Consider the following 22,851-nt stretch of genomic DNA (forward strand, 5'->3'; position numbering starts at 1 on the left):
CAAGACAGGCTGGCGGGCATAACATGCGCCGCATGCCGACGCCCACCTGCCAAGACAACCGCTTCGGCCAGCACCTGGCCAGGCAGTACGGCATCGATGCCGTGCCCTCGCTGGTCAGCACCTCGCGCTGGGGCTCGGAGCTTGGCATCGCGTGCATGCACTACGACCAGCCGCACCTGTTCGTGCTGCCGCCGCTGCCCAGCGAAGACGCCTTCGTGCTCAGCGTGGAAATCGACTCCGGCGGCAGCCGCAGCATCTGCAAGGGCGGCGCCACGCTGCGGCTGGGCTTGCAGCACGAAGGCGCGCTGCACATCGCCGACCTGAGCGAATGCGCCTCGGCCTACGTGTTCAGCCCGTTCCATTCGATGCTGTTCCACATGCCGCGCGCCACCCTCGATTCGTTCGCGCAAGAAATGCACGTGCCGCGCGTGGGTGCGCTGCGCTGCGAGGCCGGCACGCTCGACCCCGTGGTGGCGAACATCGGCCGGGCCATGCTGCCCGCGCTGCTACGGCCCGAAACGGCGAGCAGGCTGTTCGTCGACCACCTCACGCTGGCGCTGAAGGCGCACGTGCTGCACGCCTACGGCGGCGTGGCCGGCGCGGCCAACGCCGAGCCGCGCGGGCTGGCGCCCTGGCAGGAGCGGCGCGCCAAGGCCTTCCTGATCGAGCATTTGGCCGGAGACGTGTCGCTGGCCGAGGTGGCGAGCGAGTGCGCGTTGTCGCGCGGCCATTTCAGCAAGGCCTTCAAGCAGACCACGGGCCAGACGCCGCATGCGTGGCTGGTGTCGCAGCGCGTGGAGGCGGCGCGGCGCCTGCTGGCGCAGGCCGACCTGCCGATCGTGGACATCGCCGCGGCCTGCGGCTTTGCCGACCAGAGCCATCTGACGCGGGTGTTCTCCGCGCAGATGGGCACTTCGCCGGCACGCTGGCGGCGGCTCAACGCAGGCTGAGCGCGGGCCGGTCAGTACGCCACCGGGCCCGAACGCGCATCCCCGTTGCGCGCCTGGAAGCGCGCCGCCGCCGCCTCGGCGCCGCGCGCCAGTATCTGCAGGTCCATCGCCACCGCCACGAAGAGCGCGCCCAGGTCCAGGCATTCGCGCGCCCTCGCTTCATCGAGCATCAGGATGCCGGGCGCCTTGCCGCCGGCGCGGATGCGGCGTATCGCGTCGTCGATCGCGCCCCTGACCTCCGGGTGCCCCGGGTCGCCCGGGTGGCCCAGGCTCGCCGACAGGTCGGCCGGGCCGATGAAGACGCCGTCCACGCCGTCGACCGCCACGATCTCGTCGAGATGGTCCAGCGCCTCGCGTGTTTCCACCTGCACCAGCACGCAGAGCTCGTCTTGCGCGGCGGCCACGTAGTCGCGGGTGCGCCCGAAGTTCGAGGCGCGCGTCGAGCCGCCCATGCCGCGCACGCCGTGCGGGGCGTAGCGCGTGGCGCGCACCGCGGCCTGTGCCTCGGTCGCGTTCTGCACGAAGGGCAGCAGCAGGCTCTGCGCGCCGATGTCGAGGTAGCGCTTGATGAGCACCGTGTCGTTCCAGTCGGGCCTCACCACGGCCGAGGTGGGCCGCGCGGCGTTGGCCGGTACTGCCGCGCTCACCGCCTGCAGCTGGTGCAGCATGTGCGGCACGTCGGTGGGCGTGTGCTCGGTGTCGAGCAGCACCCAGTCGAAGCCCGCGCCCGCGACGATCTCCGACACATAAGGGTCGGGCAGCGTGGACCACAGGCCGATCTGCGGCACGCCGGCGGCGAGCGCACGCTTGAAATGGTTCGCCGGCACCGGCATGGCATTCACCGCGTTCAACCGAAGTGGCACGACACGGTGCCGAAATCGCCATAGTCGGCCACCACGGTGTCGCCCTTGCCGACCTCGATCGGCCGGATGAACGAGCCCGCCAGGATGACCTGCCCGGCCTCCAGCGTCACGCCGAAGCGGTGCAGCCGGTTGGCCAGCCAGGCCACGCCGTAGCCCGGGTGGTTGAGCACGCCGGCGGCCAGGCCGGTTTCCTCGACCTCGCCGTTGCGGCTCACGATGGCGCCGATGCGCCGCATGTCCGCGTCGACCAGCGCCGGCTTGAAGGGCCGCCCGCCCAGCACCAGCGCCGCGTTGGCCGCGTTGTCGGAAATGGTGTCGAACACGTTGCGTGTGCGCTGGGTCTCGGGGTCGACGCGCTGGATGCGCGCGTCGAGTATCTCGAGCGCGGGCGTCACGTAGGCGGTGGCGTCGAGCACGTCGAACAGCGTGCAGTCGGGCCCCGACAGCGGCCGCGCCAGCACGAAGGCCAGCTCGGCCTCGATCTTCAGCTGCAGAAAGCACTCGGTCGGAATCACCGCGCCGTCGCGGTAGAACATGTCGTCCAGCAGCGTGCCGTAGTCGGGCTCGGCGATGTTCACCGCGCGCTGCATGGCCTTGGAGGTCAGCCCGATCTTGTGGCCCTTCACCGTGCGGCCGTTGCGCAGCTTGAGCTGCATCCACGCATGCTGGATCGCGTAGGCGTCGTCGATGCTCATGTCGGGGTAGTCCAGCGAGAACTGGCGGCAGGCCACGCGCGTGTGCTGCGCCTGCTCCAGCCGCTCGGCGGCCTGCGAAAGGGTGCTGGCGTCCAGGCTCATGCGGCAGCTCCTTCGGCCTGCTCGGCCCGCACCCCGTTGCGCAGCACGCCCACGCCGCTCACCTCGACCTCGACCACGTCGCCCGGTTGCAGGAACTTCGGCGGGTCGAAGCGAATGCCCGCGCCGGTCGGCGTGCCGGTGGCGATGATGTCGCCGGGCTCCAGCGTGGTGAAGGTCGACAGGTAGCCGATGAGGTACGAAAAGTCGAACATCAGGTGCGCGGTGGTGTCGTCCTGGCGCGGCTCGCCGTTCACGCGCGTCTGCACGCGCAGCGCGCCGTAGCCCTGCGGAAATTCGTCGGCCGTGACGATCCACGGGCCGATGGCGCCCGAGGCGTTGAAGTTCTTGCCCTGCGTGACGTTGAACTTGGCGTGGTGCACCCAGTCGCGCACCGTGCCTTCGTTCATGCAGGTGAGGCCGGCGATGCAGGCCAGGGCCTCGTCGCCCTTCACGCGGCGCGCGCGGCGGCCGATGACGATGGCGATCTCGCCCTCGTAGTCGAGCTGCTGCGATTCGAGCGGCTGCTGCAGCGGCTCGCCGTGGCCCACGAAGGATTCGGCCACGCGCATGAAGATGCTCGGGTACTTCGGCAGGTCGCTGCCGTCCTTGTACTCGGCGTTGCGGTGCGCGTAGTTCACGCCGATGCAGAACACGCGGCGCGGCCGCGCGATGGGCAGCGCAAGGCGCACGTCGGCCAGCGCGTGGTCGGGCGCGGCGCCTTCGGCCGCCTGGCGGGCCTGGGCCAGCGCGGCCTCGCCGCCTTCCAGCAGCGCGGACACCGACGCGAAGGCGGGCAGGCGGCGGCCCAGGTCGACCACACCTTGGCCGTCGCTGTTGCTGTCGCCGTCACCGATGACGCAGCCCCAGTGCGAGGCCCCGCCGTGCAGGTAGCTGATGAGTTTCATGCGGTCTCGAATCCAAAGAAGCGGGCGGGGTTGTCGACAAGAATCTTCTGGCGCACGGCGGCATCGGGCGCGAAGCGGTAGAGCAGCTCCAGCAGCGCGCCCTCGTTGGGCGGCTGCTTCACCGACACGGGGTGCGGCCAGTCGCTGCCCCACACGCAGCGGTCGGGCGCGGCCGCGATCAGCCGCTGCGCGAGCGGCACCACGTCGTTCCAGGGCTCGCCGGTCTTCGAGAGCTTCTCGGACAGCGACAGCATCACCCAGAAGTTGCCGCGCCCGAACAGTTCGAGCATGCGCGCGAGGCTCGCGTCGGCGTCGCCGCGCGCCGGGTCGGCGCGGCCCATGTGGTCGAGCAGCACGGGCACGTCGAGCGACTCGAAGGTGGCGAGCTGCTCGGCGATGCCGTGGGGCTCGGGCTGCACCTTCACGTACCAGCCCAGCTCCTTCACGCGGGCGAAGGCGCGCGCCTGCTCGGCCGCGCTCAGGCTGATGCCCAGGCCGCCGCGCGTGAAGCGCGCGCCGCGCACGCCGGCGTCGTGCAGCTTGTGCAGGTAGGCGTCGTCGCGCTCGGTGAGCACGGCGGCGTTGGCGCAGGCCATGTAGCGCCGCGGGCCGCCGGCGTTCAGGCCCGCGAGCGCGTCGAGCACCACCGTGTGGTCGGCGCCGTAGGTGGTGGCCTGCACGATCACGCCGCGCGCGATGCCCAGCGTGGCGTGCAGCTTCTGCGCGACCTGCCAGGTGGCGCTGGGCATTTCATAGGCGGCGTTGGGGCGCACGGGGTATTGCTCGCGCGGGCCGAACACGTGGAACTGGCTGTCGCACGACAGCGCGGGCGGCAGCGGCACAGGCGCGCGCGGATGGGGGTCGAAGGGGAGGTAGTCGGGCATGTGTGGGTTCTGAAGGCGCTTGAGCGGGTGGTGGGAAATCAGGCGATCCACGCGGTGAAGCTGCACTCCACCAGCTTGCCCATGTCGAGCTCGGGCGCGACGATGGCGTGGCGCGCGGGCCGCGAGGCGGCGTCGGGGAACATCTCCAGCCAGGGCACGTTGAGCGCGGGGCGCTGGCTGCGGTCCTTCATCCACACGGTGAGCTTCACGATGTGCTGCGTGCCGCCGCCCGCCGCCTCGACGATGCGGCGCACGTTGTCGAGCATGAAGCGGCACTGCGCCTCGATGGCGTCGGCCGGCTTGCCGGTGGCGGGGTCGTTGCCCTGGATGCTGCCGCTCTCCAGCAGCGGGCCGACGCGGCAGGCCGCCGGAATCGGGTTCTTGTGGCCGAAGCCGTCGATGTAGATGCTGGTGCGCACGGAGGCCGTGGCCGGTGTGGCTGGCGTGGCCGGTGCGGCTGTGGACGTCATGGCGCTCATTCGGCGGTGATGTTGGCTTGCTTGATCACGGGCATCCACCGCGCGTCTTCCTTGGTCAGGAACTGGGTGAACTGCGCGGGCGTGCTGCCGCGGGCCTCGGAGCCCAGCGTCTGGAAGCGGGCCTGCACGGCCTTGTCCGCGAGGATCTTCTGCAGCGCCTCGGACAGGCGCGCCACGATCTCCTTGGGCGTCGCGCGCGGCGCGAGGATGCCGGTGAAGGTCTCGGTGCTGAAGTCCTTGAAGCCCGACTCCTGCAGCGTCGGCACGTCGGGCAGCTGCGGCAGCCGCTTGGGCGACGTGACGGCCAGCGCGCGCGTGCGGCCCTGCTGGATGAAGGGGCCGGCCACCGAGATCTGGTCGAAGTTGAACTGCACCTGGCCGCCCAGCAGGTCGGTGGTGGCCGGCGCGTTGCCCTTGTAGTGCACCGTGGTCCAGTGCGCGCCGCTTTCGCGCTGCAGGTACTCGCTCACCAGGTGGTTCTGCGTGCCGGCGCCGGGCGAGGCCATGGTCAGCGTGTTGCCGGGCTTCTTGCCCTCGGCCACCAGGTCGGCCACCGTCTTGTAGGGCGTGGAAGGGTGCACCTGCAGCACCAGCGGCGTGAACGACACCGAGCTGACCGGCGCGAAGTCCTTCTTCCAGTCGTAGGCGTTGCGCTTGAAGATGGTCGGCGAGAAAAGAATGGGCCCGTTCGCACCCATGAAGAAGGTGTAGCCGTCGGGCGCCGACTTGGCCGCGTATTCCGCGGCGATCATGCCGCCGGCACCGGGGCGGTTGTCCACGATGAAGGGCTGCTTGAACACGGCCTGCAGCTGCTCGCTGATGATGCGCGCCGCGCCGTCCACGTTGCCGCCCGGCGGATAGGGCAGCACCAGCTTCACGGGTTTGTCGGGCCAGGCGTCTTGCGCCATGGCGGGCAGCGCGGCAAGGCCCGCGCACGTGGCCACGGCGAGGGTGGCGATGAGTTCTTTCAATTCTTTGTCTCCTGGTTCGGCACCGGCACCGCGCGTTCGCTGCGGTTTGATCGGCGACCTGTGAACTCTAAGAACCGGCACTCGGATGCTGCAATGCAATATCCTCGCGTTGTTCCATATCGTGGATGTTTTTCTGAAGTCGCCATTCGGCGCCGCCGCGGGCCTGACCACAATCGGGGCCCCAGCCACCTCACGAGGCCCTGCCATGTTTTTCGCCGCTGGCGACCTGTCGCCCGAAGCCACCTACCGCCTGATGAGCGGCATCGTCGTGCCGCGTCCCATCGCGTGGATCACCACGCTGTCGCCCGGCGGCGTGGTCAATCTCGCGCCGTTCTCCTGCTTCACCTTCGTGTCGAACAAGCCGCCGCTGCTGGGCGTGAACATCGGCCGCAAGGCGGGCCAGCGCAAGGACACGGGCGCCAACATCCATGCGCTGGGCGAGTTCGTGGTGAACATCGGCGACGCCTCGCAGATGGTCGCCATCCACGAGAGCAGCGCCGAGCACGCGCCCGACGTGAGCGAGGCCGAGCTGCTCGGCCTGGGCACCTTGCCGAGCAGCACGGTGCGCGTGCCACGCCTGGCGGACGCGCCGGTCAGCATGGAGTGCAGGCTAGAGCGCGTGATTGCCTTCGGCGAGACGGGCGCCGAGTTCTTCGTGGGAGAGGTCACGGCGTTTCACTTGCGCGACGGCCTGATGCGCGACGGCAAGGTCGACACCCGCGCGCTCGACCCGGTCTGCCGCATCGGCGGGCCGAACTACGCGACGCTGGGCGAGATCGTCACGCTGCGCGGCATGCAGCAGACGCCCAAGTCGGTGATGGGAGCGGTGATGGGGGCGGTGACAGGTGCAGTGACGGACGCGGTCACCGATGGCAACCGCGGCTGACGACGAAGGCGAAGGCGGGGGCGAAGGTGAAGGCACCACGGCCGGCGCGCAGAGCGTGCGCCGTGCGCTGGCGGTGTTGCGCGTGCTGGCCACGGGGCAGGAGCGCGGCGTTCGGCTGACCGACGTGGTGAGCCACACCGGCCTGAACCGCCCGACCGTGCACCGCCTGCTGCGCGTGCTGGTGGAAGAGGGCGCGGTGGAGCAGGACCTGGCCACGCGCCGCTACCTGGTGGGCGGCGAGGTGTCGCTGCTGGGGCTGGCGCGCGCGAGCCGCTTTCCCATCCAGGCCATCGCCGAGCCGCACCTGCGCCACCTGAGCGAGAGCCTGGGCGACACCGCGTTCCTCACCATCCGCAACGGCACCGACTCCGTGTGCATCGACCGCCGGCCCGGCAGTTTTCCGGTGAAGGTGCTGTCCATCGAGATCGGCGCGCGCCGCCCGCTGGGCGTGGGCGTGAGCGGCCTGGTGCTGCTGGCGTCGCTGCCGGCCGACGAGGCGGCGGACGTGGTGCGGCGCAACGCGAGACGGCTCGAGGCCCTGCACGTCGACCCGGCCGAACTGCTGGAGCGCGCGGTGCGCACGCGCGCGCAGGGCTATGCCTATGCCCCGGTCGGCGTGGTGCCGGGCTCGCGCGCAGTCGCGGTGCCGATCTGCCTGGCCGATGGCCGCACGGTCGCCGGCCTTGCCATCGCGACCATCACCGAGCGCCTGCCCGACGCGCGGGTGCAGGGCGTGGTCGAGCAGATGCGGGCGAGGGCGCGGTTGATCGGGGCGCAGGCGGCGGAGCTGGCGCGGCGGAAGTCTGCGCGGCGCGGCTGAGGCGCGCCGCCCGTTTCAAAACCTCCCGCGCAACGTCACCGTCGCATTGCGCGGCTCCCCGTAGAAATTACCCCACCCCGGCGCGCCCACCGTCTGGTAGTAGACCTTGTCGAACAGGTTGCTCACGTTCAGCGCCAGCGACCAGCTGCGGTTGATCTGGTAGCTCACGCGCGCGGTCCACACCGCGTACGCGGGCTGCGCGATCTTGATGTTGCCGGTGGTGCGCGAGCTCTCGCTCTGGAAGTTGACGCCGCCGCCCACGGTCCACGCGTTCAGCGCGCCGGGCAGGCGGTAGTCGGTCCACAGCCGCAGGATGTGCTTGGGCGTGTAGGTGCTGGCGAAGGCCACGCCGGCGTTGGAGGTGTCGTCGAGGTATCGGAAGCTGTTGAGCGTGTAGCCGCCGAAGACCTGCCAGCCGCGCGCGATCTCGCCGCTGATCTCCGCGTCGACGCCCTGGCTGCGCACCCGCCCGCTCGAAACGTAGCAGTACGCGCCCACCGAACAAGGGTTCACCATGTCCTGCTCGGCGCGGTTGCTCTGGTCGATGCGAAACACCGCGAGCGATGCGTTGACCTTGCCGTCCATCAGCTCGCCCTTGAGCCCGGCCTCGTAGTTCTTGCCCTTGATCGGGTCGAGCATGACGCCCGCGGCCGTCACCGCGTTCTGCGGCTGGAAGATGTCGGCGTAGCTCACGTAGGCCGACCACTGCTTGTTCAGCGCATACACCAGGCCGCCGTAGGGCGTGAGCACGCCGCTTTCGCGGTAGGGGTCGTCGTAGGCCTCGCCGGTGTCGCGCAGACGGCTGGTCCATTTGTAGCGCGACACGCGCGCGCCCAGCACCAGCGTGAGCGGGTCGCTCACGCTGAAGCGGGCCACGCCGTAGGCACCCGACTGCGTCATCTCGGTGACGGTGGCGGCGCCGCGGTAGCGCCGCGCGAGAAAGTCGGCCGTGACCGGTTCGCCGATCTGGTGGTCGGGGTTCAGCACGTCGTTGCGCACGCCCAGCGCGATCAGCCCGAAGTCGCCCCGGCTCACCATGCGCCCGGTGTTGGCGCCGAAGCTCAGCGCATGGCGCCGGCCGAAGGCGTCGAACTTGCCGTCGACCGCCACGTCGAGGCCCTTGTTGTCGGTGCCGAAGTCGAACAGGCCGGCGAAGGTGGTCGAGCCCGCCATCGTCGCGGGATTGATCGCGCCGTTGGAGTACAGGTACTTGATGTCGTGCTTCTCGCGCGTGTAGGTGGCCGTGGCCTTGAGCGTCCAGTCGGCGTCGAAGCGGTGGGCCAGCTCGGTGAACACCGAGGTCTGCTCGCTGTTCCAGCGGTTCCAGTCGGCGCCCAGGAAGGTCGAGCGGGCCAGCCGCAGGTCGGCGCCGTTGTCGTAGCGCGGCAGGCCGTGGAAGAAGGGCACCGACTTCAGCTTCTCGTAGCTCGCGCCCAGCGTCAGGCGCGTTTGCGGCGACAGGTCGTACTCGAGCGCGCCGTACAGCACGCCGGTGCGGCTCTTGGCCACGTCGTAGAAGTAGTCGCGGTCCTCGAAACTGGCCACCGCGCGGCCGCGCAGGGTGCCGGCCTCGTTCAGCGGGCCGGTCGCATCCACCTCGGTGCGCACGTTGTTCCACGAGCCGGCGCTGGCGGACACCAGCAGCTGCTTGTCCGCCAGCGGGCGCTTGCGCACCATGTTGATGGTGGCGCTGGGCGTGCCCGCGCCCTGCAGCAGGCCGGTGGCGCCGCGCACGATTTCCACCCGGTCGAGGATGGCGGTGTTGCTGGTGAAGTTGTTGGCCTGCGGGTAGTAGAAGGCACGGTTGACGCCGTCGAACTGGTAGGTGTCGGCCATGAAGCCGCGCGAGTACACGTAGCGCCCGCCCATCGGGCTGTTGTACATGGTGATGCCGGTGGTGTTGGCCAGCACGGCGTCGATGGTGGTGAGGTTCTGGTCGTCCATCTTCTGGCGCGTGACGACGGTGACGGACTGCGGAATTTCCTTCAGCGTCTGCTCCCCCTTGCCGACCGTGACGATGCGGCTCGCGTACGAGCCGGAGCCTTCGGTGGTGGCACTGCGCTCGGCCTGCGCGGTGACGCGCACTTCGCTCAGCGTGGTGCCGTCGGCACCGGCCACGGGTGCGGCGGCGGCCGTGGCGCGGCGCAGCGTGTAGCCGCCGCCTTCATGCGGCACGGCCTCCAGCCCGGTGTTGGCGAGCAGCCGCGCGAAGCCCTCGGGCACGGCGTGGCTGCCGCGCAGGCCGGCGGTGCTGCGGCCTTCGGTGAGCGCGGATTCGAAGGACAGCGTGACGCCCGCCTCGGCCGCGTAGCGCGACAGCGCCGGGCCGAGCGCGCCGGCGGGAATGTCGTAGGCCGTACGCGCGATTGCGTTCGCGGTTGCGGTCGCGGCCGCGGCCGGCGCGGGTTGCTGCGCCATCGCGCCGCCTGCGCCGGCAGCACTGGTGATGGCGATGGCCAGGCAGAGGCTGCGCGCACCGTGCGCGGCGCCTGTCAGGCGCGTGGCGGACACGGAGGGCAGGGGGGTGAAAGTGCCGCACGCGGGGCCGCCGGTGCGCAAACGTGGCAATGCCATGGTCTTCTGGGTTCCTTGTCGGTGCCGCGATCACAGCGCGGCTCCATGGCTTGCCCGACGAGATTCGAAAAAGGGACAGCGAGATGAAAAATTCTTCGGGCGCCGGCGCGTTCAGCCCGGCACCACGCTCACCCAGTAGCGCGTGCGCGTCACCACCTGCACGGGCAGCGAGGTGGCCAGCATCGAGAGCACGTAGTCGGTGTCACGCAGCTGGAACGCCCCCGAAATCCGCAGGCCCCCGACCTCGCTCGCGCAGTGGACGATGCCGGGCCGGTAGCGCGCGAGCTCGGCGCAGAAGTCGGCCAGCCGCATGTTGTCGGCGTACAGCACGCCTCGGGTCCATGCCTGGCTTTGCGTGGACACGGGCTCGGGCGGCGCCGCGCCTGCGTCGCCCAGCACCGTCTGCTGTCCGGCGGGCAGCACCAGTGCCGGCGCGGTGGCGTTGCGCAGCGTGACTTCCACCGCCCCTTCGGTGACGGCCACGCGCACGGCGCCACGGTCTTGCGCCTCGCCTTCTTGCCGCACGGTGAAGCGCGTGCCCAGCGCGCGCAGCCGGCCTTGCGCGGTTTCCACCACGAAAGGGCGCGCGCGGCTGCTGCCCAGCGGGTCGGGCGCGGTCACGACGGCGATGGCGCCCGCGCGCAGGCGCACGGTGCGCTGCCGCTCGTCGAAGCGAATGTCGACGGCGCTGGCCGTGTCCAGCAGCACCCGGCTGCCGTCGGCCAGTTGCAGCTCGCGGCGCTCGCCGGTGGCGGTGCGCTCGTCGGACGACCACGCCTGCCACGGCATGTGGCGCCAGCCCAGGTACCCGGCCGGAACCGCCGCAGCAAAAAGCGCGAGCGTGCGCAGCACGGCGCGGCGGTTCGCGCGGCCCTGGCGCGCCAGCACCGGCATGCCGACCGCGGGTGGCACGGCGCCGAATTTCTGCGACAGCCGCTGCGCGCGCTGCCAGGCCTGCTCGTGCGCGGCGTCGGCCTCGCGCCAGCGCGCGCAGGCGGCGTGGTCGCCGGGGCCGGCCTCGCCCGAGTGCAGGCGCACCAGCCAGCGCGCGGCCTCGCGCAGCACGGCGGGGTCGAGCGGGCCGGGGGGCGTGAGTTTGGTGAGCTTTGCGAGGTTCGCCGGTGGCCGGACGGAGGCGTTCATTCGACCAGCGCCAGGCAACGCTCGAAGCCTTGCTGCATGTAGCGCTTGACGGTGCGCTCGCTGATCTGCAGCCGCTCGGCGATGGCCGCGTAGGTCAGCCCTTCGAGCTGCGAGAGCACGAAGGCTTCGCGCGCCTTGGGCGCCAGGCCGTCGAGCATGGCGTCGATCTCGTCGAGCGTCTGCAGCAGCACCAGCCGCTCTTCGGGCGACAGCGCCAAAGGCTCGGGCAGCAGCGCCAGCGTCTCGAGGTAGGCGCGCTCCAGCGCTTGCCGGCGCCAATGCTCGCTGACCACGCCCTTGGCCAGCGTCGACAGATAGGCCCGCGGCTCGCGCAGCGTGGGAAGCACCTGCGGGCGCAGCAGCACGCGCACGAAGGTGTCCTGCGCCAGGTCGGCCGCGCTGTGCGAGCACCCCAGCCGCCGCCGCAGCCAGGCGCTGAGCCATCCGTGGTGCTCTTCGTAGAACACGTGCATGGCCCCGTGGGCAGCGGCATTGGCGGATGACATGGCGAAAACGGGAGGCGTCAGTTGAGAATGACTCTCATCTTAAGCGAACGACATGGGTTGCCGGGCCCATATGAGCTTGCGTGAGCCTGCGCAGGCTTGCGCGGGCTGCCGCGCTTTTCGAGTTTCCCTACTTCCAGGGATGCCGGCGCGCACCCGTGTCACTACCATCCCCACCTGCCGGCGCAACCCGCGCAACCTCGCTCGATCTCCGAACCCTCCAGACCCAATGACCCGGCCTTCCCCCAAGACCCCGACCTTCCCGCCCCGCGAGCCGGCATGCCGCTAGACCCCGCCGCCGCCCCGCCGCGAACGCAAGCCGCTCCCGAGTGGCGCGAGGCCCTGCTGCCCGCGCCGGTGCTGGTGGTGGAAGACGAGCCGCTGATGCAGCGGCGCATCCACACGCTGCTGACGCAGTTCGGCTACGAGGCCGACGCGCTGGTGTTCGCCGGCACCATCGCGCAGGCCCAGGCCTGCATCGCGGCGCAACCGCACGCGCTGGCGCTGGTGGACATCGAGCTGCCCGACGGCAACGGCGTGTCGCTCATCGAGCAGCTGCGCGCCGACGATCCGGCGCTGAGCATCCTGGTGATCTCGGCGTGGAGCACCGAAGACGTGATCCTCACGGCGCTGCGTGCCGGCGCCACCGGCTACGTGCTGAAGGAGCGCGACGACATCGAGCTGTCGTTGGCGATCCGCAGCGTGCTGCGCGGCGGCGCGCCCATCGACCCCTTTATTGCCAGCCGTATCCTCGAGCTGCTGCATTCGCCGGCCACCACGCCGGGCCACGTCGATGCCGACGTGCTCAGCCGGCGCGAGGGCGAGATCCTGCAGCTGGTTGCCCAGGGCCTGACCAACCGCGAGATCGCCGAGCAGCTCTTCCTGTCCAAGCACACCGTCGAATGCCACATCAAGCACATCTACCAGAAGCTCGCGGTGTCCTCGCGCACCAAGGCGGTCTTCGCGGCGCGCTCGCGTGGCTTGCTTGCCTGATCTTCGTGGGTTGCCTAGCGGTGGCGCCCGCCGCCTGGGCCCAGGCGTGCCAGCCGCAGGTCGACGGCGTCTCGGCAGTCCGCGCCAACGGGCTGGACACTGACGGCACGGGCCGGCCCACCGCGGGCTGGACGCCCGTGTCGCTGCCCGACCTGTGGTCGCAGCGCTGGCCCGGGCACGACGGCACGGCCTGGTACCGCATCGACTGGCACTGGCCCTGCACCCCGGCGACCGAACCGCTGGCGATTGCCATCGACTACATCAACATGGCCGGCGCGGTGTACGTCAACGACGACCTGCTGTGGACCGACCGCAGCCTGGCCGAGCCGCTGAGCCGCAGCTGGAACACGCCGCGCTACCTCGTCGTTCCGCCCTCGGTGCTGCGGCCCGGCGCCAACACCGTGTTCGTGAAGGTGGTGGGCAACCCCGTCGACGGCGCGGGGCTGGGGCGCGTGCGCATCGGCACGGCCGACACGGTGGAGCCGCTGTACAGCCACCAGGTGCTGCTGCGGCGCTCGCTGCCCGCGCTGAACCTGGTGATCTCGATGACGCTGGGCTGCTTCTTCCTGGCGCTATGGCTCATGCGGCGCAGCGAGCGCAGCTACGGCTGGTATGCCCTCACGTCGTTCACCTGGCTGCTGTTCGCGAGCAACACGGTGGTTTCCACGCCCTGGCCTTTCGCCACCACCGACAGCTGGTCGCGCTGGGTGACGGTGGCGTTGCTGGCCTACACCTCGTCGTTCTGCATCTTCCTGTGCCGCTTCGGCGGCCTGCGCTTCGTGCGCGCGGAGCGGGCCTTGTGGCTCGCGGCCGGGCTGGGTGCGGCGGTGGTGGCGTTCATTTCGCGCGACGGGCTGGGCGCCGCGCAGGGCGTGGCCTTCCTGGCGTGCGCGGCGCTGTTCATGGGGGCGTGCGCGGCTTTCGTGGGGCGGGCCGCATTCACGCGCCAGCCCGAGCACCTGCTGCTGGCGGTCTGCGTGCTGGGCTTTCTGGTGGCGGCGGTGCACGACGTGCTGATGGTGCTGCGCGTGCTGCCCGACGGGCTGGCCTACACCACGGTGTCGGCGCCGCTCATCATGGTGGGCATGTCGGCCATCCTGGCGTGGAGCGTGACGCGCAACCTGCGGCGCATCGAGCGCTTCAACCTCGAGCTGGAAGAGCGCATCACCATCACGCGCCACGAACTCACGCAGACGCTCGGGCGCGAGCACGCGCTGGCGCTGGCCAACGCCCGCCTCGGCGAACGGCTGCAGCTGGCCCACGACCTGCACGACGGCCTGGGCGGCTCGCTGGTGCGCTCCATCGCGCTGGTGGAGCAGTCGGCCCACGCGCTGGAGGCCCACCAGTACCTGTCGATGTTCAAGTCGCTGCGCGACGACCTGCGCCAGGTGATCGACAGCAGCTCCAGCGCCACGGCGCGCATCGCGGCCACGCCGGCCGAATGGATCGCGCCGATTCGCCACCGCTTCAACCGCATCTTCGAGGAGCTGAACGTGGCCAGCCGGTGGCAGCTGCCGGCGCGCTGGCCTTGCGAGCTGTCGCCCAAGCAGTTGCTGGGGCTCACGCGCTTTCTCGAAGAGGCGCTGACCAACGTCATCAAGCACAGCCGCGCGAGCGAGTTCGAGGTGCGGCTGCTGGCCTTGGACGATGGGCGATGCGACCAAGGCAATCAAAGCACCACGGCGGCCAGCTCAGCCTGTCGATCGAGGACAACGGCGTGGGCTTCGATGTTCAGGGCGTGGCGGGGTCAATCCTGGGCATCGGCCTGCGCAGCATGCATGCGCGCATCGCGCGCATCGGCGGCACGCTGGAAATCGCCTCGGCGCCGGGGTGCACCCGGCTCGAGGCGCGCGTGCGCGTCACACCGCCCGAGGGGCCGGAGAGGCCAGAAGCACCGGGCTCGTCGCTTCCTGAGCCTGCACTTGCGCCTGCGCCTGCTCTTGCGGCACTGGCAGGTGCAAGCACAGCCGGGTCTCGCCGGGCTGCGAACGCACCCTGAGCGTGCCGCCCAGCGCGGTGGCGCGCGCATGCATGTTCACCAGCCCCTTGCCCGCGAACTTCGCCTGCGCGTCGAAGCCGCGGCCGTTGTCGCAGAGCTCGACCTCGACGATGTCGGCGCCGGGCTGGGCCGGGCCCTCCACCACGACTCCCATCGCCTCGCCCGCAGGCAGCAGCCGTGCGCGCAGGCTGGCCTGGCTCGCGCCCGCGTGCGCCATCATGTTGGCGAAGGCTTCGAACAGCAGCATCTGCATCTGGTGCGACTCGCGCACGGTCCAGCCCGTCATGGTCGGCAGCGGGCTCACGTCCCAGTGCAGGTCGATGCCGGCAGCCTGCAGGCGCGGCCCCAGCCGGTAGCGCACGCTGCCCAGCGCGGAGGCCACGTCGCCCTCGCAGCCGTGCATGGCGTCCACCGTGAGCTTCAGCTGGTCGACCGCGTCGCGCAGGTGCACTTCCACATCGACCAGCGCCGTGCCCGGCTGCTGCGCCAGGCGCAGCAAGCCCGAGAGCTGCCCGCCCAGGCCGTCGTGCAGGTCCTGCGTGAGGCGCTGGCGTTCTTCGAGCGCGCCGCGCGCCTTCTCGCCTTCGCGTTCGCGCGCGAACACGGCCTCGAGCGCGGCGTTGCGCTCGGCGAGCTCGGCTTCCAGCGAGGCGTTCATGGCGGCCATGGCGCGCGCGTCCTTGCGCATGCGCTCGGCAATGACCCAGGCCAGCGTGACCGCGAAGCCGACCCACGCCATGCGGATCCACGGCACCATCGCGTAGGCCTCGGGCGAGGTGCGCATCACCCACACGTCGCGCGCGCCGCACAGCACGATCAGCACCACCGCGATGCCGAGCACCCGGTGCTCCAGCACCGCGCTGCGCAGCGCCGTGCGGAACACGACCACCATCATCGCCAGCGCGGCCACCAGGCTCAGCGTGCGCCACAGCGGCATCACCCACAGCCACGGCACCATGATGCCCAGCACCGCCGCCACCGGCGCGAGCCACGCCATCAGGCCCAGTGCGCGCGCCAGCGGCGTGTGGTCGCGCCCCACCACCGACAGCGCGAAGCGGCACAGCAACGGCACCGCCGCCTGGAAGGCCGCCAGCGGCACCACGCCCCACCAGGGCCAGGCCAGCGGCGCATGCGTGAACAGCACGCGCGCCGTCTGCACCGACCACAGCAGCTCACCCAGGCCGTAGTAGAGGTAGATCGATTCGCGCTGGCGCATCCACACCAGCAGCGACAGCGCGCCCAGCACCCCGCTCACGATGGCAATGAAGCGCCCGCCGCTGATCTGCCAGAACAGCGCGCGCTCGTACAGCGGAAGAATCTCGGCCTCGGTGCCCGCCACCACGGGCGACAGGCCGCCCTGGCGCGCGGTCTGCGCCGCGATGACGATGTCCACGCGCTGCGGCGCCGCCGAACCCGCGGGCGGCAGCACGAAGTACTGCGGCGCGAAGGAGGCGTCGTCGTACGGGCCCGGTGGAAAGGCGCCGAAGCGGGCCAGCTCCCGGCCGTTCACCGACACCCGAAAGCTGTTGCCCAGGCGCGGCACGAACAGGGCCGTGGGGGCGGCGGGGTCGCCCGGTGGAATGTCGAAGCTGAAGCGGGCCTCCCCGTCGAAGGAGGCCTGGTGCTGGTCCCAGTCGTAGGGGAGGGTGGCGGTTTCGGTTCGGGATGCCGCCTGGGCTTGTTTCGATGGGCCCCGCACGCTCAGCGTGAGCTGTGCCTTGTCGACCAGCGTGAGGGCTTGCGCAGGCAGCCACCCCACGAATCCGACGACCGCAAGCACCACATACAGCAGGCGCCACGCAAGCGCTTCGTTTCGTCGGGCCATGATGGCTACAACTTTAGCAACATTTCCTTTCAGTTCGTGGGGGTGTTCGCATGCGAATAAGTCAGTTGTCGTTTTTGCTGGACAAGGCGCCGAGCCGGGCGCGACCTTCTAGCGCTGCCCGTCGTGCCCGGCAATGTGCTCCGCCGCCAGCCCGCCCACCCGCGAATGGACGCGCCCGCCGTTCGACATCACCAGCGCGAACAGAATTTCGTCGGGCCGCGGCGCGTCCTGGATGCCGATCTCGGCCGATGAGAAATGGCTGCGCACATATGCCGCGTGCACGTGGTGCAGCGGCACCATCAGCCGGTAGCCGGCGCCCGCCACGGCCTTCACCGACGGCACGATGGCCTTGGGCTCGCCCAGTGCCTCGCGCATGGCCCAGCCGCCCGCCTCGTGCCACACGGCGCCGTGCTCCATCTCGCCGTTCACGCCCACGATGGCGGCCTTGCCGTAGGCCTCGACCTGGTCCCGCCCCAGCGAGCGCACCAGTTCCTCCGCCAGGCTCGCGCCCAGGGGCTTCACGGCTTCCATGAACGCGAGCAGGTCGCTTTCGTAGCGGCCCGCGTACGGGTTGCGGATGACCGCGCACGCCGACGCCACCAACAGGGGCCGGCTCACGCGCGGGCCGCCCTCGTGGAAGATCATCTCGATGTTCAGGCTGCGCTTGCGGATGTCGATGGGCGGCAGCAGCGCCGCAGCGTGCGCGGGAGTGTGCATGGCGGTCATTCCTTGGCGCGCGCCTCGGCCGGCGAGAACTGCATGGGCATCATGTTCGCGTTGGCGTTGTGCATCACCCAGAGCGATCCCGCGATGACGATCACGATGAGCGCCGCAGTGCACACGAAGATGCCGGTGTTGGCGCGCTGGTCGGGCGAGCTGCCCATGTGCAGGAAGTACACCAGCTGCACCAGCAGTTGCGCCACGCACAACCCCACCACCACGGGCAGGCGCATCTGGCGCGGCAGCACGTCGAGCATGACCGCGCCGAAGGACGCGAAGGTGAGCAGCAGCGACAGCGCGAAGCCGATGGTGTAGCTCTGCAGGGAGCCGTGCGAAGACGCGGCGTGGAAGGACGTGTGGTTCGACGGGGCGTGGGTGGCGTTCATGTGAACTCTCGCAGGTAGATGAAGGTGAAGACGCAGATCCACACCAGGTCCAGGAAGTGCCAGAACAGGCTCAGGCAGGCCATGCGGCGGCGCGTGACGGGGGTGAGGCCGAAGTGGTGGACTTGGTGCAGCATCACGGCCAGCCACACCAGCCCGAAGCTCACGTGCAGCCCGTGCGTGCCCACCAGCGTGAAGTACGCCGACAGGTAGGCGCTGGCCTGCGGCACGGCGCCGCGGTGCATCAGCTCCGCGAACTCGTACACCTCCATGCCCACGAAGGCCGCGCCGAGCACGAAGGTGGCAACGAGCCAGCCGGTGGCGCGGCGCAGCGTGCTCGCCTGCAGCGAGAGCATCGCGAGGCCGAAGGTGAAGCTGCTGGCCAGCAGCAGCATGGTTTCGCCCAGCACGAACTCCAGCTCGAACAGGCCGCGCCCCGTGGGGCCGTTGGCCGTGGCCCCCGCGAGCACGCCGAAGGTGGCGAACAGCACCGCGAAGATGAGGCAGTCGCTCATCAGGTAGATCCAGAAGCCCATGGTGGTCTGGGCTTCGCCGCCATGCGCGTGGCCGTCGTCGTGGCCTTCGCCGTGCCCATGTGTGTTTGCGATGTTCAGCGTGCTCATGCCGTCGCTCCCTTCAGTTGCGCGAAGCGCGCGTTCTCGATGCGCTCCACCTCCGAGGCGGGCACGAAGTAGTCGACGTCGCGGTCGTACGAGCGCACCACGAAGGTCGCGATGGCGCCCACCAGCGCCGCGGCCGCCACCGCCCACATATGCCACACCAGCGCGAAGCACAGCAGCAGCGCGAAGGCCGACACCACCACGCCGGCGCCGGTGTTGCGCGGCATGTGGATGTCTTCGTAGCGGCCCGGCTGCAGGTAGGCGGTGCCGGCCTGCTTGGCGTCCCAGTGGGGCTCGAGCGAATCGATGCGCGGCACCAGCGCGAAGTTGTAGAACGGCGCCGGCGAGGCCGTGGCCCACTCCAGGCTGCGCCCGTCCCACGGATCGCCCGTGAGGTCGGGGTGGTGCTTGCGGTCGCGAATGCTCACGTAGAACTGCACGCCGATCGCCAGGATGCCCATGCCGATCACCACCGCGCCGCACAGCGCGACGACGAGCCACGGCTGCCAGCCCTCGACCACGTAGCTGTTCATGCGCCGCGTCATGCCCATGAAGCCCAGCACGTACAGCGGCATGAAGGCCAGGTAGAAGCCCACCAGCCAGCACCAGAACGCCACCTTGCCCCAGTACTCGTTCAGCGTGAAGCCGAACACCTTGGGAAACCAGAAGCTGATGCCCGCCAGGCAGCCGAACAGCACGCCGCCAATGATCACGTTGTGGAAATGCGCCACCAGGAACAGGCTGTTGTGCAGCACGAAGTCCGCCCCCGGAATGGCCAGCAGCACGCCCGTCATGCCGCCGATGGCGAAGGTCACCATGAAGCCGATGGTCCACAGCGTGGCCGAGTGGAAGCGGATGCGCCCGCGGTACATGGTGAACAGCCAGTTGAACAGCTTCACGCCCGTGGGAATGGAAATGATCGACGTCATGATCCCGAAGAACGCGTTCACGTTCGCGCCCGAGCCCATGGTGAAGAAGTGGTGCAGCCACACGAAGAACGACAGCACCCCGATGGACGACGTGGCGTACACCATCGACGTGTAGCCGAACAGCGGCTTGCGCGAGAAGGTGGCGATGATTTCGGAGAACGCGCCGAAGCACGGAAGAATCAGCACGTACACCTCGGGGTGGCCCCACACCCAGATGAGGTTGATGTACATCATGGCGTTGCCGCCCAGGTCGTTGGTGAAGAAGTGCATGCCCAGGTAGCGGTCCATGGTCAGCAGCGCCAGCGTGGCGGTGAGCACGGGGAAGATCGCCACGATCAGGATGTTGGTGATCAGCGCCGTCCAGGTGAACACCGGCATCTTCATCAGCGTCATGCCCGGCGCACGCATGCGCAGGATGGTCACGATGAAGTTGATGCCCGTGAGCGTGGTGCCCAGCCCCGACACCTGCAGCGACCAGATGTAGTAGTCGACCCCCACCGTCGGGCTGTAGCCCAGCTCCGAGAGCGGCGGGTAGGCCACCCAGCCGGTGGCGGCGAAGTCGCCGACGAACATCGACATCATCACCAGCACCGCGCCGGCCACGCCCAGCCACAGGCTCAGCGAATTGACGAACGGGTAGGCCACGTCGCGCGCGCCGATCTGCAGCGGCACGATGACGTTCATGAGCCCGACGATCAGCGGCGTGGCCACGAAGAAGATCATGATCACGCCGTGCGCGGTGAAGATCTGGTCGTAGTGGTGCGGCGGCAGGTAGCCCTCGCTGCCGCCGCTGGCCATGGCCTGCTGCACGCGCATCATCAGCGCGTCGGCGAAGCCGCGCAGCAGCATCACCAGCGCCAGCAGGATGTACATGACGCCGATTCGCTTGTGGTCCACCGAGGTGAACCACTCGGTCCACAGGTAGCCCCACTTGCGGTAGTAGGTGAGCGCGCCCAGCAGCGCCGCGCCGAGCACGACGACCACGCACAGCGTGCCCATGATGATGGGCTCGTGCAGGGGCACCGCGGAGAGGTCGAGTTTTCCGAACACTGGCATGGCGCTCACTCTCCGCCGACGGGTTGCTGCAAGGATGCCGACATCGGCCGCGCGGCCTGCAGCCGCAGCGGAAACTCCGGCGTCTCGGGGCCGCAGATGTCGCTGGCCGCCATGTCTTCCACGCTCATGCCCATGTACTGGTTGGCAATGGCGTTGAACAGGCCGTTTTCCACCCGCGCGTACACCGTGGGCGTGTTCTTCACGCTCGGCATTTCCAGCTGGCGGTAGGCGTCCAGCGACAACGCCTGGCGCGATGCCCTGGCCTGCGCGACCCAGCCGTCGAAGTCGGCGCGCGTCATGGCGGCCGCCTTGAAGTTCATGCCCGAGAAGCCGTGGCCGCTGTACGCGGCGGACATGCCGTCGTAGGCGCCCGCGTGGTTGGCGACGAGGTGCAGCTGCGTCTGCATGCCGGGCATGGCGTAGACCTGGCTGCCCAGCTGTGGAATGAAGAAGGAATTCATCAGCGAATGCGCGGTGAGTTTGAAAGCGATGGGCGTGTCGACGGGCACGGCCAGCTGGTTGACGGTGGCCACGCCGAGGTCCGGGTAGATGAAGAGCCACTTCCAGTTCAGCGCCACCACCTCCACGCGAAGCGCGGGGGTCTGCGACACGAGCGGCTTGTACGGGTCCAGCGAGTGCGTGGTGCGCCAGATGAGCACCGCGAGAAACGCGACGATCACGCACGGAATGCCCCACACCACCACCTCGATGCGCGTGGAGTGCGACCACCTGGGCGCATACACCACCTGCTTGTCGGTGTTGGTCTCGCGGTAGCGCCAGGCGAACCACAGCGTGAGCACGATGACCGGGACGACCACGGCCAGCATGATCGCCAGCGCCAGGACGATGAGCGTCTTTTCCTGCGCGCCGATGTCGCCCTTGGGGTCGAACAGCGTCATGCCGCAGCCGGAGAGAAGCGCGAGCAGGCCGAGGCTGCTCCAGCGCGCGGCTTGGCGGGCCAGGACTTTCGCTGGCTTCGAAGGGGGATGGTCAGTTGGAGGCATGCAAGACAACCCAATGTATGGATATGTATGGATATTTATTGGCGAATTTGTATGCTATTCGCCCGAAATACCCGTGCGAACTAGGCAAAGTGACTCATACATAATCCATACATGACGCAAGCAATCGAGTGGAAATGGGCCGAGGTCTTTGCCGCCGGAAAGGGCTCGCGCTACCTGCGCATCCTTTCGCTGGTCGAGCGTTCGGTGGCCGAAGGGCAGCTGCAGCCGGGCGACCGCCTGCCGCCGCAGCGCCGCCTGGCCGAGTTGCTGGGCGTGGACCTGACGACCGTCACCCGCGCCTACGCCGAGGCCAAGGGCCGCGGGCTGGTCGAGTCGCGCGGGCCCGGCGGCACCTTCGTGTCGGCGCCCGCGGTCGACTTCGCGCCGCGCATGGACCTGAGCATGAACATGCCGCCCGCGCCCGAGGGCTCCAACCTGTTCGCGCTGCTGCAGAAGGGCCTGGCCGACGTGCTCGCGCGCAACGACGCCGACCTGCTCATGACCTACCACCCCGGCGGCGGCAGCCGCGCCGACCGCATGGCCGGCTGCCGGTGGCTCGCGCCCATGTTCGGGCCGCTGGAGGTGTCGCAGGTGGCGGTGTGCCCCGGCGCGCAGTCGGCCCTGGCCGCGCTGGTGCTCGCGCTGACGCGGCCCGGCGACGCCGTGCTTGCGGAGCCGCTGGTGTACCCGGGCCTCATCTCCGTCACCGAGCGCCTGAGCCGCCGCGTCATCGCAGTGGCGACCGACGAGCACGGCATGCGGCCCGATGCGCTGGAGCAGGCCTGCGCGGAGCAGGGCGCGACCGCGACCGTGCTCTACCTGAACCCGACCATCCAGAACCCCGTGGCCCGCACCATGCCCGCCGCGCGCCGGCGGCAGCTCGCGAAGGTGGCGCAGCGCAAGGGGCTGCGCATCATCGAGGACGACCCCTACTGGCTCTTCGAGGCGCAGCCGCCGGAGCCCATCGCCTGCCATGCACCGGCATCGACGTACTACCTGTCGACCCTGTCCAAATGCCTCACGCCGGGCTTGCGTACGGCCTACGTGCGGCTGCCCGACACACAAGACAAGGCGCAGAACGAGGCGAACTTTCTCGACGCGCTGCGCGCGTTCGCGCTCATGGCGTCGCCGTTGCCCACCGCGCTGGCGACGCAGTGGGTGCACGACGGTTCGGCCAAGCACCTGCTCGAGCAGGTGCGCGCGGAGACCTGGGCCCGCCACGACCTGGCCAGCGGCATCCTCGGTTTGCCGCAAAGCGAATCGGGCCGCGGCATCCATGTGTGGCAGGCGCTGCCCTCGCGCTGGACCGCACCCGAACTGGCGCGCGCGGCGCTGGCCGAAGGCCTGTCGGTGACGCCTTCTGCGGCGTTTTCCATCGGCGCGGAGGCACCGAACGCGGTGCGGCTGTCGCTGGGCGCGGTGCGCGGTCGCGCGCGCCTGGAAGAAGCGCTGAACCGCTGGAAGGCCCTGCTGGCGCGCGAGCCCGAGCCCAGGCCCTTGACCGGGCGGCGCGTGGTGATCTGAAAACGACCTGAAAACGACCTGAC

Annotated in this window: 22 protein-coding genes and 1 pseudogene; 6 read left to right on the forward strand and 17 right to left on the reverse strand. The window is 69.9% G+C overall.

Annotated features, from left to right (window positions below):
• Positions 1-32: 32 nt before the first annotated feature.
• A complete protein-coding gene (locus tag AB6807_RS13695) occupies positions 33-950 on the forward strand; it encodes an AraC family transcriptional regulator (RefSeq protein WP_116913456.1) in 918 nt (305 codons plus the stop codon).
• Between the two features lie 11 nt (positions 951-961).
• Here AB6807_RS13695 and AB6807_RS13700 read toward each other — a convergent pair whose 3' ends face one another.
• The 6 genes from AB6807_RS13700 to AB6807_RS13725 are packed head-to-tail and all read right to left on the reverse strand — an operon-like array spanning position 962 to position 5,786.
• Positions 962-1,783, reverse strand: a complete 822-nt coding sequence (locus tag AB6807_RS13700; protein WP_371084993.1) for an HpcH/HpaI aldolase/citrate lyase family protein — start codon at positions 1,781-1,783, stop codon at positions 962-964.
• Positions 1,784-1,797: 14 nt separating this feature from the next.
• Positions 1,798-2,610 carry a 2-oxo-hept-4-ene-1,7-dioate hydratase gene (hpaH, locus tag AB6807_RS13705; RefSeq protein WP_371084994.1) on the reverse strand — a complete coding sequence of 271 codons (813 nt, stop codon included), beginning with the start codon at positions 2,608-2,610 and terminating at the stop codon, positions 1,798-1,800.
• On the reverse strand, positions 2,607-3,515 hold the full coding sequence (locus AB6807_RS13710) for a fumarylacetoacetate hydrolase family protein (protein ID WP_371084995.1): 909 nt from the start codon (positions 3,513-3,515) through the stop codon (positions 2,607-2,609). Before AB6807_RS13710 ends, hpaH begins: the two co-directional genes overlap by 4 nt.
• Positions 3,512-4,399 carry an amidohydrolase gene (locus tag AB6807_RS13715; RefSeq protein ID WP_371084996.1) on the reverse strand — a complete coding sequence of 296 codons (888 nt, stop codon included), beginning with the start codon at positions 4,397-4,399 and terminating at the stop codon, positions 3,512-3,514. Before AB6807_RS13715 ends, AB6807_RS13710 begins: the two co-directional genes overlap by 4 nt.
• A 38-nt stretch (positions 4,400-4,437) precedes the next feature.
• Positions 4,438-4,869, reverse strand: a complete 432-nt coding sequence (locus AB6807_RS13720) for a RidA family protein (protein WP_371084997.1) — start codon at positions 4,867-4,869, stop codon at positions 4,438-4,440.
• Positions 4,870-4,874: 5 nt separating this feature from the next.
• Positions 4,875-5,786 carry a tripartite tricarboxylate transporter substrate binding protein gene (locus tag AB6807_RS13725; RefSeq protein WP_165840513.1) on the reverse strand — a complete coding sequence of 304 codons (912 nt, stop codon included), beginning with the start codon at positions 5,784-5,786 and terminating at the stop codon, positions 4,875-4,877.
• A gap of 268 nt (positions 5,787-6,054) precedes the next feature.
• Here AB6807_RS13725 and AB6807_RS13730 point away from each other — a divergent pair, with 268 nt between their 5' ends.
• Positions 6,055-6,735: a flavin reductase family protein gene (locus AB6807_RS13730; RefSeq protein WP_371084998.1), complete on the forward strand. Its 681-nt coding sequence runs from the start codon at positions 6,055-6,057 to the stop codon at positions 6,733-6,735.
• A complete protein-coding gene (locus tag AB6807_RS13735; protein ID WP_371084999.1) occupies positions 6,719-7,555 on the forward strand; it encodes an IclR family transcriptional regulator in 837 nt (278 codons plus the stop codon). Before AB6807_RS13730 ends, AB6807_RS13735 begins: the two co-directional genes overlap by 17 nt.
• A 15-nt stretch (positions 7,556-7,570) precedes the next feature.
• On the opposite strand, the gene AB6807_RS13740 is transcribed toward AB6807_RS13735, so the two are convergent.
• The 3 genes from AB6807_RS13740 to AB6807_RS13750 all read right to left on the reverse strand — a co-directional run bounded on the left by AB6807_RS13740 (position 7,571) and on the right by AB6807_RS13750 (position 11,778).
• Positions 7,571-10,129 (reverse strand): TonB-dependent siderophore receptor, encoded by a 2,559-nt coding sequence (locus tag AB6807_RS13740; protein ID WP_371085000.1) that lies wholly within the window; start codon positions 10,127-10,129, stop codon positions 7,571-7,573.
• A gap of 111 nt (positions 10,130-10,240) precedes the next feature.
• Positions 10,241-11,272: a FecR domain-containing protein gene (locus tag AB6807_RS13745; protein WP_371085001.1), complete on the reverse strand. Its 1,032-nt coding sequence runs from the start codon at positions 11,270-11,272 to the stop codon at positions 10,241-10,243.
• Complete coding sequence (locus tag AB6807_RS13750) at positions 11,269-11,778, reverse strand: sigma-70 family RNA polymerase sigma factor (protein WP_371085002.1); 510 nt, start codon at positions 11,776-11,778, stop codon at positions 11,269-11,271. Before AB6807_RS13750 ends, AB6807_RS13745 begins: the two co-directional genes overlap by 4 nt.
• Positions 11,779-12,054: 276 nt before the next feature.
• Between AB6807_RS13750 and AB6807_RS13755 the strand changes: the two genes are divergently transcribed.
• Positions 12,055-12,768 (forward strand): LuxR C-terminal-related transcriptional regulator, encoded by a 714-nt coding sequence (locus AB6807_RS13755; RefSeq protein WP_371085003.1) that lies wholly within the window; start codon positions 12,055-12,057, stop codon positions 12,766-12,768.
• A 355-nt stretch (positions 12,769-13,123) separates the two neighbouring features.
• Here the strand turns inward: AB6807_RS13755 and AB6807_RS13760 are convergent, their stop codons facing one another.
• Entirely contained in the window at positions 13,124-13,351 is a 228-nt protein-coding gene (locus AB6807_RS13760; RefSeq protein WP_371085004.1) for a hypothetical protein, read from the reverse strand.
• Here AB6807_RS13760 and AB6807_RS13765 point away from each other — a divergent pair.
• Positions 13,350-13,808 (forward strand): annotated as a pseudogene (locus AB6807_RS13765) (7TM diverse intracellular signaling domain-containing protein); the annotation flags it as partial. The gene AB6807_RS13760 and the pseudogene AB6807_RS13765 sit on opposite strands and share 2 nt — an antisense overlap.
• An 8-nt stretch (positions 13,809-13,816) precedes the next feature.
• Here AB6807_RS13765 and AB6807_RS13770 read toward each other — a convergent pair.
• From AB6807_RS13770 to cyoA, 7 genes are all read right to left on the reverse strand, one after another.
• Entirely contained in the window at positions 13,817-14,332 is a 516-nt protein-coding gene (locus AB6807_RS13770; RefSeq protein WP_371085005.1) for a hypothetical protein, read from the reverse strand.
• 295 nt (positions 14,333-14,627) lie between these two features.
• Positions 14,628-16,592 carry a hypothetical protein gene (locus AB6807_RS13775; protein WP_371085006.1) on the reverse strand — a complete coding sequence of 655 codons (1,965 nt, stop codon included), beginning with the start codon at positions 16,590-16,592 and terminating at the stop codon, positions 14,628-14,630.
• Between the two features lie 108 nt (positions 16,593-16,700).
• Entirely contained in the window at positions 16,701-17,279 is a 579-nt protein-coding gene (locus AB6807_RS13780) for an amino acid synthesis family protein (RefSeq protein WP_116911416.1), read from the reverse strand.
• A gap of 35 nt (positions 17,280-17,314) precedes the next feature.
• A complete protein-coding gene (cyoD, locus tag AB6807_RS13785) occupies positions 17,315-17,698 on the reverse strand; it encodes a cytochrome o ubiquinol oxidase subunit IV (protein ID WP_286514981.1) in 384 nt (127 codons plus the stop codon).
• Positions 17,695-18,318: a cytochrome o ubiquinol oxidase subunit III gene (gene cyoC / locus AB6807_RS13790; protein WP_371085007.1), complete on the reverse strand. Its 624-nt coding sequence runs from the start codon at positions 18,316-18,318 to the stop codon at positions 17,695-17,697. Before cyoC ends, cyoD begins: the two co-directional genes overlap by 4 nt.
• On the reverse strand, positions 18,315-20,294 hold the full coding sequence (gene cyoB, locus AB6807_RS13795; protein WP_371085185.1) for a cytochrome o ubiquinol oxidase subunit I: 1,980 nt from the start codon (positions 20,292-20,294) through the stop codon (positions 18,315-18,317). The genes cyoC and cyoB overlap by 4 nt, the downstream gene beginning before the upstream one ends.
• A gap of 11 nt (positions 20,295-20,305) precedes the next feature.
• The gene (cyoA, locus tag AB6807_RS13800) at positions 20,306-21,304 is read right to left on the reverse strand and encodes a ubiquinol oxidase subunit II (RefSeq protein ID WP_371085008.1); all 999 of its coding nucleotides are present in this window, start codon (positions 21,302-21,304) and stop codon (positions 20,306-20,308) included.
• Between the two features lie 111 nt (positions 21,305-21,415).
• Here cyoA and AB6807_RS13805 point away from each other — a divergent pair, with 111 nt between their 5' ends.
• Positions 21,416-22,828 (forward strand): PLP-dependent aminotransferase family protein, encoded by a 1,413-nt coding sequence (locus AB6807_RS13805; protein WP_371085009.1) that lies wholly within the window; start codon positions 21,416-21,418, stop codon positions 22,826-22,828.
• The last annotated feature ends 23 nt before the right edge of the window (positions 22,829-22,851 follow it).

It is taken from the genome of Variovorax sp. RCC_210 (genome assembly GCF_041355175.1).
In the GTDB taxonomy this organism is placed as follows: Bacteria; Pseudomonadota; Gammaproteobacteria; order Burkholderiales; family Burkholderiaceae_C; genus Variovorax.

Excerpts from the sequence above, each read along its gene's own strand:
- AB6807_RS13695 (WP_116913456.1), top strand. The coding sequence starts at position 33 with ATGCCGACGCCCACCTGCCAAGACAACCGCTTCGGCCAGCACCTGGCC.
- AB6807_RS13700 (WP_371084993.1), bottom strand. The coding sequence starts at position 1,783 with ATGCCGGTGCCGGCGAACCATTTCAAGCGTGCGCTCGCCGCCGGCGTG.
- hpaH (WP_371084994.1), bottom strand. The coding sequence starts at position 2,610 with ATGAGCCTGGACGCCAGCACCCTTTCGCAGGCCGCCGAGCGGCTGGAG.
- AB6807_RS13710 (WP_371084995.1), bottom strand. The coding sequence starts at position 3,515 with ATGAAACTCATCAGCTACCTGCACGGCGGGGCCTCGCACTGGGGCTGC.
- AB6807_RS13715 (WP_371084996.1), bottom strand. The coding sequence starts at position 4,399 with ATGCCCGACTACCTCCCCTTCGACCCCCATCCGCGCGCGCCTGTGCCG.
- AB6807_RS13720 (WP_371084997.1), bottom strand. The coding sequence starts at position 4,869 with ATGACGTCCACAGCCGCACCGGCCACGCCAGCCACACCGGCCACGGCC.
- AB6807_RS13725 (WP_165840513.1), bottom strand. The coding sequence starts at position 5,786 with ATGGCGCAAGACGCCTGGCCCGACAAACCCGTGAAGCTGGTGCTGCCC.
- AB6807_RS13730 (WP_371084998.1), top strand. The coding sequence starts at position 6,055 with ATGTTTTTCGCCGCTGGCGACCTGTCGCCCGAAGCCACCTACCGCCTG.
- AB6807_RS13735 (WP_371084999.1), top strand. The coding sequence starts at position 6,719 with ATGGCAACCGCGGCTGACGACGAAGGCGAAGGCGGGGGCGAAGGTGAA.
- AB6807_RS13740 (WP_371085000.1), bottom strand. The coding sequence starts at position 10,129 with ATGGCATTGCCACGTTTGCGCACCGGCGGCCCCGCGTGCGGCACTTTC.
- AB6807_RS13745 (WP_371085001.1), bottom strand. The coding sequence starts at position 11,272 with ATGAACGCCTCCGTCCGGCCACCGGCGAACCTCGCAAAGCTCACCAAA.
- AB6807_RS13750 (WP_371085002.1), bottom strand. The coding sequence starts at position 11,778 with ATGTCATCCGCCAATGCCGCTGCCCACGGGGCCATGCACGTGTTCTAC.
- AB6807_RS13755 (WP_371085003.1), top strand. The coding sequence starts at position 12,055 with ATGCCGCTAGACCCCGCCGCCGCCCCGCCGCGAACGCAAGCCGCTCCC.
- AB6807_RS13760 (WP_371085004.1), bottom strand. The coding sequence starts at position 13,351 with ATGAGCCATAGCGCCAGGAAGAAGCAGCCCAGCGTCATCGAGATCACC.
- AB6807_RS13775 (WP_371085006.1), bottom strand. The coding sequence starts at position 16,592 with ATGGCCCGACGAAACGAAGCGCTTGCGTGGCGCCTGCTGTATGTGGTG.
- cyoD (WP_286514981.1), bottom strand. The coding sequence starts at position 17,698 with ATGAACGCCACCCACGCCCCGTCGAACCACACGTCCTTCCACGCCGCG.
- cyoC (WP_371085007.1), bottom strand. The coding sequence starts at position 18,318 with ATGAGCACGCTGAACATCGCAAACACACATGGGCACGGCGAAGGCCAC.
- cyoA (WP_371085008.1), bottom strand. The coding sequence starts at position 21,304 with ATGCCTCCAACTGACCATCCCCCTTCGAAGCCAGCGAAAGTCCTGGCC.
- AB6807_RS13805 (WP_371085009.1), top strand. The coding sequence starts at position 21,416 with ATGACGCAAGCAATCGAGTGGAAATGGGCCGAGGTCTTTGCCGCCGGA.